9 protein-coding genes and 1 pseudogene are annotated in these 10213 nt (G+C 69.9%); 6 read left to right on the top strand and 4 right to left on the bottom strand.

What is annotated here, in order from left to right; all coding sequences use genetic code 11:
- Window positions 1-124 precede the first annotated feature (124 nt).
- Window positions 125-1345, top strand: coding sequence for a sensor histidine kinase (locus ACWDEW_RS47005; RefSeq protein ID WP_450522246.1), 1221 nt, complete (start codon window positions 125-127; stop codon window positions 1343-1345).
- The gene (locus ACWDEW_RS47010; protein WP_399116884.1) at window positions 1342-2025 is read left to right on the top strand and encodes a response regulator; all 684 of its coding nucleotides are present in this window, start codon (window positions 1342-1344) and stop codon (window positions 2023-2025) included. The genes ACWDEW_RS47005 and ACWDEW_RS47010 overlap by 4 nt, the downstream gene beginning before the upstream one ends.
- Window positions 2026-2044: 19 nt before the next feature.
- Here the strand turns inward: ACWDEW_RS47010 and nadA are convergent, their stop codons facing one another.
- Window positions 2045-3229, bottom strand: coding sequence for a quinolinate synthase NadA (nadA, locus tag ACWDEW_RS47015; protein ID WP_450522248.1), 1185 nt, complete (start codon window positions 3227-3229; stop codon window positions 2045-2047).
- A 277-nt stretch (window positions 3230-3506) separates the two neighbouring features.
- Here nadA and ACWDEW_RS47020 point away from each other — a divergent pair, with 277 nt between their 5' ends.
- Complete coding sequence (locus tag ACWDEW_RS47020) at window positions 3507-3863, top strand: iron-sulfur cluster assembly accessory protein (RefSeq protein ID WP_019075810.1); 357 nt, start codon at window positions 3507-3509, stop codon at window positions 3861-3863.
- A gap of 116 nt (window positions 3864-3979) precedes the next feature.
- On the opposite strand, the gene ACWDEW_RS47025 is transcribed toward ACWDEW_RS47020, so the two are convergent.
- Together ACWDEW_RS47025 and ACWDEW_RS47030 are read right to left on the bottom strand one after the other, a co-directional pair.
- Window positions 3980-5809: a hypothetical protein gene (locus tag ACWDEW_RS47025; RefSeq protein ID WP_450522251.1), complete on the bottom strand. Its 1830-nt coding sequence runs from the start codon at window positions 5807-5809 to the stop codon at window positions 3980-3982.
- 177 nt (window positions 5810-5986) lie between these two features.
- Window positions 5987-6208, bottom strand: a complete 222-nt coding sequence (locus ACWDEW_RS47030; protein ID WP_450522252.1) for a hypothetical protein — start codon at window positions 6206-6208, stop codon at window positions 5987-5989.
- A 130-nt stretch (window positions 6209-6338) separates the two neighbouring features.
- Here ACWDEW_RS47030 and ACWDEW_RS47035 point away from each other — a divergent pair, with 130 nt between their 5' ends.
- Window positions 6339-7313, top strand: a complete 975-nt coding sequence (locus ACWDEW_RS47035; RefSeq protein WP_450522254.1) for a carbohydrate kinase family protein — start codon at window positions 6339-6341, stop codon at window positions 7311-7313.
- 89 nt (window positions 7314-7402) lie between these two features.
- On the opposite strand, the gene ACWDEW_RS47040 is transcribed toward ACWDEW_RS47035, so the two are convergent.
- A complete protein-coding gene (locus ACWDEW_RS47040; RefSeq protein WP_450522256.1) occupies window positions 7403-8770 on the bottom strand; it encodes an aminotransferase class V-fold PLP-dependent enzyme in 1368 nt (455 codons plus the stop codon).
- Between the two features lie 285 nt (window positions 8771-9055).
- On the opposite strand from ACWDEW_RS47040, the gene ctaC reads away from it, so the two are divergent.
- Together ctaC and ACWDEW_RS47050 are read left to right on the top strand one after the other, a co-directional pair.
- Window positions 9056-10015, top strand: coding sequence for an aa3-type cytochrome oxidase subunit II (gene ctaC / locus ACWDEW_RS47045; RefSeq protein WP_450522258.1), 960 nt, complete (start codon window positions 9056-9058; stop codon window positions 10013-10015).
- Window positions 10012-10213: pseudogene (locus ACWDEW_RS47050) on the top strand (cytochrome ubiquinol oxidase subunit I); the annotation flags it as partial. The gene ctaC and the pseudogene ACWDEW_RS47050, both read left to right, overlap by 4 nt.

Here is a 10213-nt window from a genome sequence, read left to right on the forward strand (position 1 = left end):
GGCCGACAGCGGGGGTCTGGGGGCGCAGCCCCCGGAACGCCCGCACCAACACCCCGCACAAGTACAGGGAACGTACAGCTGCCCCCCGTTCCGCCCCCGCCAGGGACCCCGTACCGTTGCCAGAATGAGCGCTTTCGACCGAGCCCGCTGCCAAGCGAAGGCGCACCCCTGCGCGCTGGACGCGGCGCTCGCCGCCGCGGTGCTCGTGTGCATGGTGGCCGGCTCGTTCGTGGACCCGCACGGCGGGCGCGGCGTCAGCTGGGGCATCCGCACCCCCGACCCGCTCAGCCTGGTCCTGATGGCGGTCGGCGCCGCCGCACTCGTCTTCCGCCGCCGCGCGCCCATGCTGGTCCTCGCCGTCACCGGCACCGCATCCCTCGTCGAGAGCGTCACCAGCGACCCCCGCGCCCCGGTCGCGATGTGTGCCGTGGTCGCCCTGTTCACCGTCGCGGTCTCCACCGACCGCTCCACCACCTGGCGCGTGGGCCTGCTCACGATGACCGTGCTGACCGGCGCCGCGATGCTCGGCGGCCCGCTTCCGTGGTACGCGCAGGAGAACCTCGGCATCTTCGCCTGGACCGGCATGGCGGCCGCCGCCGGGGACGCCGTACGCAGCCGCAAGGAGTTCGTGCACGCCATCCGCGAGCGCGCCGAACGGGCCGAACGCACCCGCGAGGAGGAGGCCCGCCGCCGGGTCGCCGAGGAACGGCTGCGCATCGCCCGTGACCTGCACGACGTGGTCGCCCACCACATCGCCCTCGTCAACGTCCAGGCCGGAGTCGCCGCGCACGTCATGGACAAGCGCCCCGACCAGGCCAAGGAGGCCCTCGCCCACGTACGCGAGGCCAGCCGCTCCGCGCTCAACGAACTCCGCGCCACCGTCGGCCTGTTGCGCCAGTCCGGAGACCCCGAGGCGCCCACCGAACCGGCCCCCGGCCTCGATCGCCTCGAAGAGCTCGCCGACACCTTCCGCAACGCCGGCCTCCAGGTCGAGGTCGCCCGCGCGGACAACGGCACCACCCTCCCCGCCGCCGTCGACCTGGCCGCCTACCGCGTCATCCAGGAGGCCCTCACCAACGTGCAGAAGCACGCCGGCATCGAGGCGAAGGCCGAGGTGAGCGTCGTACGCGTCGGACCGAACGTCGAGGTCACCGTCCTCGACAACGGCTCCGGCGAGGACCACGACCCCGACTCCGGCGGCGGCCACGGCCTGCTCGGCATGCGCGAGCGCGTCACCGCCCTGCGCGGCACCCTCACCACCGGTCCCCGGTACGGAGGCGGCTTCCGCGTCCATGCGATCCTGCCGGTCAAGACCCGCCCACGCGCCTCGGGGGACCCCGTATGACGACGATCCGTGTCCTGCTCGCCGACGACCAGGCCCTGCTGCGCAGCGCCTTCCGCGTACTCGTCGACTCCGAGCCCGACATGGAGGTCGTGGGAGAGGCCTCGGACGGCGCGGAGGCCGTGCGGCTGGCGAAGGAGGAGCGGGCCGACGTCGTACTGATGGACATCCGGATGCCCGGTACCGACGGCCTCGCCGCCACCCGCATGATCAGCGCGGACCCGTCCCTCGCCCATGTCCGGGTGGTCATCCTGACGACCTTCGAGGTCGACGACTACGTGGTGCAGTCCCTGCGCGCGGGCGCCTCCGGCTTCCTCGGCAAGGGCTCCGAGCCCGAGGAACTCCTCAGCGCGATCAGGGTCGCCGCGGCCGGCGAGGCCCTGCTGTCGCCCGTGGCGACCAAGGGCCTGATCGCCCGCTTCCTCGCCCAGGGCGACCTGGACGAGGACCGCGACCCGGCCCGCGCCGAACGCCTCGAAGCCCTCACCGTGCGCGAACGCGAGGTCCTCGTCCAGGTCGCGGGCGGCCACTCCAACGACGAGATCGCCGAACGCCTGGAGGTCAGCCCGCTGACGGTGAAGACCCACGTCAACCGCGCCATGGCCAAACTCGGCGCCCGCGACCGGGCCCAACTCGTCGTCATCGCCTACGAGTCGGGCCTGGTCCGGCCGCGGGTGGAGTAGAACCACAAAGGGGACGGGCTTACGGCAGCGCCAGCATCCGCTCCAGCGCCAGCTTCGCGAACGCCTCCGTCTCCTTGTCCACCTCGATGCGGTTGACGAGGTTGCCCTCGGCGAGGGACTCCAGGGTCCAGACCAGGTGGGGGAGGTCGATGCGGTTCATGGTCGAGCAGAAGCAGACCGTCTTGTCGAGGAAGACGATCTCCTTGCCCTCGGGCGCGAAACGGTTCGCGAGCCGTCGTACGAGATTCAGCTCGGTGCCGATGGCCCACTTCGAACCGGCCGGGGCCGCCTCAAGTGCCTTGATGATGTACTCGGTCGAGCCGACGTAGTCGGCCGCGGCCACGACCTCGTTCTTGCACTCCGGGTGGACCAGGACGTTGACGCCCGGGATCCGGGCGCGCACGTCCTCCACCGACTCCAGCGAGAAGCGGCCGTGCACCGAGCAGTGGCCGCGCCACAGGATCATCTTCGCGGACCTCAACTGGTCAACGGTGAGGCCCCCGTTGGGCTTGTGCGGGTTGTAGACGACACAGTCGTCCAGGCTCATGCCCAGGTCCCGCACCGCGGTGTTGCGGCCGAGGTGCTGGTCGGGCAGGAACAGCACCTGCTCGCCCTGCTCGAAGGCCCACTCCAGCGCGCGCTGCGCGTTCGACGACGTACAGATCGTGCCGCCGTGCCTGCCCGTGAACGCCTTGATGTCCGCGGACGAGTTCATGTACGAGACGGGCACGACGCGCTCGGCTGTGCCGGCCTCGGTCAGCGCGTCCCAGCACTCGGCGACCTGCTCGGCGGTGGCCATGTCGGCCATCGAGCAGCCGGCCGCGAGGTCGGGGAGTACGACCTTCTGGTCGTCGCCGGTCAGGATGTCCGCGGACTCCGCCATGAAGTGCACACCGCAGAACACGATGTACTCCGCCTCGGGGCGCGCGGCTGCGTCCCTGGCCAGCTTGAAGGAGTCGCCCGTGACATCGGCGAACTGGATGACCTCGTCGCGCTGGTAGTGGTGGCCGAGGACGAAGACCTTGTCGCCGAGCTTCTCCTTGGCCGCGCGGGCCCGCTCGACCAGGTCCGGGTCGGACGGGGAGGGCAGGTCGCCGGGGCACTCGACACCGCGCTCGCTCCTCGGGTCGGCCTCACGGCCGAGCAGCAGCAGGGCGAGGGGCGTCGGCTGAACGTCGAGCTCCTGGGTCTGGGCGGTGGTCACGACACGCACCCTTTCTGTTCTGACAGACAAGCCTTTTCGTCGAATTGACGTTATCTATCATAACCGCTTCACGTCAGTTTGACGATGGCCATAGCGTCGATGTGACATCAATCCCGGCGGGTGCCCGATACGCGCTCAGCGGGGGACCTTGCGGGGGTGTGCGAGCATGGAGAGAGGTGCCGGGGGAAAGACACCGGGCACGGCCCGGAATGAATCCACGGCCCCGGCGGTTGACATCGTCGGCAAGCAGTCTCCGTACAACCCGGGAGAGATGTAGATGTCCGTATCGGACGAGACCAGCACCGTCACCGACGGCATCCTTCTGTCCGACGCCGCCGCGGCGAAGGTCAAGGCCCTGCTCGACCAGGAAGGCCGGGACGACCTGGCCCTGCGCGTCGCCGTGCAGCCCGGTGGCTGCTCCGGCCTGCGCTACCAGCTCTTCTTCGACGAGCGCTCCCTCGACGGCGATGTCGTCAAGGACTTCGGCGGCGTCAAGGTGGTCACCGACCGCATGAGCGCCCCGTACCTGGGCGGCGCCTCGATCGACTTCGTCGACACCATCGAGAAGCAGGGCTTCACGATCGACAACCCGAACGCGACGGGCTCCTGCGCCTGCGGCGACTCGTTCAGCTAAGCCCCACAGAGCAACTGAGCACGGCGAAGGCGGCGGCCCCCTCCGACAGGGCCGCCGCCTTCGGGCTTTCCGATGCCCGTTGAGAAGTTCCAAACAGGCCTACAGGCCAACCAGACCTACCGGGCCAGCGAGGGCCCCGCGCCCGCCGTCGGCTGGGCGCTCTTCTCCACGGGAATCTCCTTGCCGTCCGACCCCACGACCTTTCGGTCGCCCAGCGGCGCCTTCAACTCCACGGTCCGGTGGTAGAACTTGGCGATCATGATGCAGACCTTGTCCGGCCAGGGCGTCGCGGTCACCGTGACGGTCACCTTGTCCGGACTCTCCGAGGCCGCCACCTTGTAGTCCGCGCACACCCCGCCGGTGAAGGTCACGGTCAGGTTCTTCCCGTCGGCCGAGTAACCGTCCGCCTTCACATCGTGCGGAGCCGCGGTCGCCGTCGAGGTCGGCGTGGGAGTGGGCGTACCGGCCGAGACCAGATACTTCGGGTCGATCGCCGGGTACGTCACCGTGAAGCTGTCCTGCGTACCCGACTGCCGCACCTCGAACAACCAGGACGGCACCAGCGTCTGCTTCCCGCCCACGGAGTGCGCGGCGAGCCCGAACACCGCGTGCTCGACGGTGGCCGCAGCCTGCGCGGGTGTGGCGGAGCCGGCGGTCGACGATCCGCAGGGCGCCTCCAGCCGGTCCTTCAGCGGTACGGGACTCGCGCAGCCGCCGATGCCCATGCGGTGGTCGGTCCCCGGCGCCGCGTTCAGCAGCGCCAGCGTCTTCTGCGCGCTCAGCACCGGATAGACGTCGCCCTTCATCGGCGCCGCCAACTGCCCGCTCCCGCCGACGACTTCACCCTGGGCGCTGACGGTCAGCCCGGTCGTCCAGCCGTGCGTGGGCAGCCCGCCGACCACCGGTTCGGCGTTCACCACCCGCTGCGCGCCCATGAGTTGACTCGCGTCCACCTTCGCGTCGTCCTGGCCGACGGCCTTGAGGACCGGGGCGGCGGCCCGCTTCGCGACCGTGACACTCACCGGGTCGGTGGCCGAAGTGCCGGGATCCTGAGCGCACTTGAGGGTGTCGGTGCAGTTGTCGGTGCCGGGAGCGTAGCGGTTGAACGTCCACAGTCCCGGCGCCGCCTTGTTCACCTGGAGACTCGGCCCGCTGCCGTCCTGCCCGCCGACCTTCCAGTACTGCCCCTCGGCCACCGGTGTCCCCACGACACCGAGCGCCTTCGCGAGCCGGGCGACATCGTCCTTGCGGACGGCACCCTCCGGTGAGTAGACGGCCGCGGAGCCGGGCCCGGCGGGCAGAGTGCCCTGGGCCTTGTAGGTCTCGCCGTACGGATTCGGCTCCCCGGACGCGATCCCGTTCGTACCGCCCGTCGCGTATCCGTCGAGCGCGAGCGCCGGGGGAGTGCCGCCGGCGCCGGAGGCCGCGGACCCCGTCCCGTCGCCCGAACCTCCGGAGGACGAGGAGGAGGACGCGAGGGACGCCCCGCCGCCGCCGACGAGCAGTACGGCGGCGGCCACGGAGGCGATGACGAGGGGGGACCGGGACCGGGATCGCGCCGGGTGCCCGTCGTCGGTGTGGCCGGAGATTTCGGAGGCGTCCGGGGCATCCGGCCGGTCGGGCCGCGCCTCGGATGTCACCGGGGTGGGATGTTCCGAAGCGGCGGCTTCTACGGCGGATGCCTCGGGCTCTGTCTCCTCGGGCTCTGTCTCCTCGGCCTCTGTTTCCCCGGGCTCCGTGTTCTCCGGGCCCGTGTTCTCCGGCCCCGCCGTCTCGGGTCGGCCGGCCTCCTCGGAAACGGCACCCTCGTCCGTGACCTCGACGGCGCCTTCGTCCGCGCCCTCGGCCTCGGGCCCCTCCACGGCACCCTTCACGGCGTCCCCCACGCCCGGCACATCATCGGAGGCGCCGGTCGCGTCCTCGTTGTCGGGTCGCTCGGTGTTCACCGCATCGCTCCTTCGGCTGCGCAACTGTCCCATGACCCTGACCCGCCCCTGTCAAAGAGGCAGGCGGAAGGGTCGTATCCCGCATCCCCTTTACGGGGGACAGCGATGGGACGCAGCGGGGGAGCGCACGGTTCCCCCGAGCGCGCCGATGGAGCCGACGAGCTTCGAACTCAGTCGTCAGTTGCCGTAATCCCCCATCGCGTCCAGCAGCCGGGCCGACTTCGAGGGCACCGACACGCCGTGGATGAGGGACGGGGACACCGGAACGGCAACGATCCGGTCGGGAACCACCCAGTGGGGAGCCATCCGGGCGCAGTCGCCGCGCAGCGCCGCGAGATCCGCCTCACCTTCGCCTTCGAGGTGGGCCGGAACGGGACCGTCGACTTTGAGGTTCGTCATACGGCACCGTAGACACGCTTTACCTCGCGAAGAAAGATCTACTATCGGGTAGTTTTTGCCGCTTCAGAGCCGCCGGGCCGACCGGGTAGCGTGAACTGTCAACGCAGCCTCCCTCAGGAGAGTCCTCGCCGTGCGCATCGCAGTCACCGGCTCCATCGCCACCGACCACCTCATGACCTTCCCCGGCCGCTTCGCCGACCAACTGGTCGCGGACCAGCTGCACACGGTGTCGCTCTCCTTCCTGGTCGACAACCTCGACGTACGCCGGGGCGGCGTCGGCGCCAACATCGCCTTCGGCATGGGCCAGCTCGGCACCGCGCCGATCCTCGTCGGCGCCGCCGGCTCCGACTTCGCCGAGTACCGTGCCTGGCTCGACCGGCACGGCGTCGACACCGACTCGGTGCGCATCTCCGAGACGCTGCACACCGCCCGTTTCGTGTGCACCACCGACGCCGACCACAACCAGATCGGCTCGTTCTACACCGGCGCCATGAGCGAGGCCCGTCTGATCGAGCTGAAGACCGTCGCCGACCGCGTGGGCGGTCTCGACCTGGTCCTGATCGGCGCCGACGACCCCGAGGCGATGCTCCGCCACACGGAGGAGTGCCGTACCCGGTCCATCCCCTTCGCCGCGGACTTCTCCCAGCAGATCGCGCGCATGGGCGGCGACGACATCCGCATCCTGCTGGAGGGCTCGGCGTACCTCTTCTCGAACGAGTACGAGAAGGGACTCATCGAGTCCAAGACCGGCTGGAGCGACGAGGAGATCCTGGCGAAGGTCGGCCACCGCGTCACCACGCTCGGCTCGCGCGGTGTCCGCATCGAGCGCGTCGGCGAGGACCCGATCGAGGTCGGCTGCGCGGAGGAGGAGCGCAAGGCCGACCCCACGGGTGTCGGCGACGCGTTCCGCGCCGGGTTCCTCTCGGGGCTGGCGTGGGGTGTCTCGCTGGAGCGGGCGGCGCAGCTCGGCTGCATGCTCGCGACGCTCGTCATCGAGACGGTGGGTACGCAGGAGTACCAGGTGTCTCGTGGGCACTTCATGGAGCGGTTCACCAAGGCGTACGGGGATGACGCGGCGGTGGAGGTTCGTAAGCACCTGGGCTGAGCCGGTTTGTTGCCTGTGGGTGCGTGGGGGCTGGTCGCGCACACGCGGCGGTAGCCGCAGATCGACACAGCCCCGCGCCCCTGGGTGTCTCAGGTCAACCGGCGGATCAAGTACGCGGGACCTTCCTCTTCCCCTACGTACTCCTGCCCTCGCATCTCGCACCACGCCGGGATGTCCAACCGTGCTGCCTCGTCGTCGGACAGGACGCGCACAGTGCCGCCCACGGGCACGTCCCCGATGACCTTGGCGAGCTCGATGACCGGGATCGGGCAGCGCTTTCCGAGCGCGTCCACTACCAGCGAGTCCTCTTCTACGACGGCTGCGGGCACCCCCGCCCCCAGCTTCTCCCGCACCCCCGCCACCGCCCCCGGCAGCACCGCGAGGAAACGCTCGACGTCCTCCTCCGTCGTCCCCGGGGGCAGCGACACCCGCACGTTTCCCTCACTCAGCACGCCCATCGCCTTCAGCACATGGCTGGGCGTCAGCGTGCTGCTCGTACAGGACGATCCGGACGAGACGGAGAAACCGGCGCGGTCCAGTTCGTGCAGGAGGGTCTCTCCGTCGACATAGAGACAGGAGAAGGTGACGATCCCGGGCAGCCGCCGCACCGGATCGCCGACCACGTCCACGTCCGGCACCGACCGCGCCACCCCCGCCCGGATCCGCTCCGTCAGCTCCCGCAGCCGTACCGCCTCCTCGGCCGCCTCCGTGCGGACCGCGCGCAGGGAGGCCGCCGCGGCCACGATCGCCGGGATGTTCTCGAAGCCGGGGGAGCGCCCCGACTCCCGTTCGTCTACGGGACCTTGGGCCGCGAAGCGCACGCCCTTGCGTACCGCGAGCAGGCCGACGCCGGCCGGGCCGCCCCACTTGTGCGCGCTGGCCGCGAGCAGCGACCACGCGCCCTCGACCGGCCCCCAGCCCAGCGACTGCGCGGCGTCGACCAGCAACGGCACCCCGGCCGCCCGGCACACCTCGGCCACCTCGGCGACCGGCTGCACGGTCCCCACCTCGTGGTTGGCCGACTGGAGACAGGCCAGCGCGGTGTCCGGGCGCAGCGCCTCGCCGTAGGCCCGCGCGCTCACCGCCCCCGTCCGGTCCACGGGCACCTCGGTCACCGAACCGTCCGCCGCCACCAGGCTCTCGGCCGAATGGAGCACGGAAGAGTGTTCAACCGCTGACACGATCAGGTGACGTCCGACGCGCCGCCGCCCCGTCAGAGCCCCGGCAATTCCCGTGTGCACGGCCCGAGTACCCGAGGTGGTGAACACCAGCTCATCGGCCCGGCACCCGACGGCCTCGGCAGCGGCCTCCCGCGCGGCGTCGAGCAGCAGCCGTGCCCTACGTCCTTCTCCATAGAGCCGAGCCGGATCCGCCCACCCGTCGTCGAGAGCGGCCAACAAGGCCTGCCGGGCGACGGGATGAAGGGGAGCGGAGGATGCAGCATCGAAGTAGGACACACAGCAACGTTAAATCGCGGGCAAGCCAAACAGGGGCGCGAGGAACTGCGCGACAAGCCACAACGCGTCCCGCACCCGCCCAAATCACCTGAACCCCCGAGCTATTAGGCGCAAGGAGTAACGGGCGGCGCGTATGCCACCCTCCCCGCGAACCCCCGGAGGGCGTCGGCTAGGGTTTGGTCCGCATAAACATCCAAACCCCTGCCCGACGCAGGGCGGCGACCGACCCGCGTGAAGGCAGGCCGCAGCCAATCCGCGCGGGCGAGACTCTCGGGAAGGCGCTACGTGAGTCCCAACGGCTCCGACCGCTCGCCGCGGCGCCCGATGCGGCGGAAGCTGCTGCAGGCAATGACTGCGGGCCTGGTCCTGGCGACCGCGACCGGTTGCACATCCAAGGACTTCCCTCGCCTTGGTTTCCCCACCCCGACCACGGAGGAGGGTCCGCGGATCCTCTCCCTGTGGCAGGGATCCTGGGCTGCCGCGCTCGCCGTCGGCGTCCTGGTGTGGGCCCTGATCATGTGGAGCGTCATGTTCCACAGGCGCAGCCGCACCAAGGTCGAGATCCCCCCGCAGACCCGGTACAACATGCCCATCGAGGCGCTGTACACGGTTGTTCCGCTCATCATCGTCTCGGTGCTGTTCTACTTCACGGCCCGCGATGAGACGAAGCTCCTGAGCCTCGACAAGAAGCCCGACGTGACGGTCAACGTCGTGGGCTTCCAGTGGAGCTGGGGCTTCAACTACATCGAGAACGTCGACGGTGTCACCGGTGACGCGACGACCGACAAGAACCTGGCCGCCATTCCGGACCGGTTCAAGAAGGACTTCCCGGCGAACGCCGGCGGTGTCTACGACGTCGGCACGCCCGCCACGAAGAACCCGCAGACCGGCAACCCGGGTCCGACCCTCTGGCTCCCCAAGGGCGAGACGGTTCGCTTCGTCCTCACCTCGCGTGACGTCATCCACGACTTCTGGGTGGTGCCGTTCCTCATGAAGATGGACGTCGTCCCGGGTCACACCAACGCCTTCCAGGTGACCCCCACCAAGGAGGGCACCTACCTCGGCAAGTGCGCCGAGCTCTGCGGCGTCGACCACTCCCGGATGCTGTTCAACGTGAAGGTCGTCTCGCCGGAGCGTTACCAGCAGCACCTCAAGGACCTCGCCAAGAAGGGGCAGACCGGTTACATCCCCGCTGGCATCGCGCAGACGAGCCACGAGAAGAACCGGGAGACGAACAACCTGTGAGCATCCTCAACGAACCTCAGGGTGCCGCGGCAGCAGAGTCCCACTACGCGGATGAGCTGCCGGTAAGGCGCAAGCAACCCGGCAACGTCGTGATCAAGTGGCTCACCACCACCGACCACAAGACGATCGGCACGCTGTATCTGGTCACGTCCTTCGCGTTCTTCCTGATCGGCGGCGTCATGGCGCTGCTGATGCGCG

It is taken from the genome of Streptomyces sp. NPDC001100, assembly GCF_053598575.1.

Coding starts and splice junctions, on each gene's coding strand:
- ACWDEW_RS47020 (WP_019075810.1), top strand. CDS start 3,507: ATGTCCGTATCGGACGAGACCAGCACCGTCACCGACGGCATCCTTCTG.
- ACWDEW_RS47030 (WP_450522252.1), bottom strand. CDS start 6,208: ATGACGAACCTCAAAGTCGACGGTCCCGTTCCGGCCCACCTCGAAGGC.
- ACWDEW_RS47005 (WP_450522246.1), top strand. CDS start 125: ATGAGCGCTTTCGACCGAGCCCGCTGCCAAGCGAAGGCGCACCCCTGC.
- ACWDEW_RS47010 (WP_399116884.1), top strand. CDS start 1,342: ATGACGACGATCCGTGTCCTGCTCGCCGACGACCAGGCCCTGCTGCGC.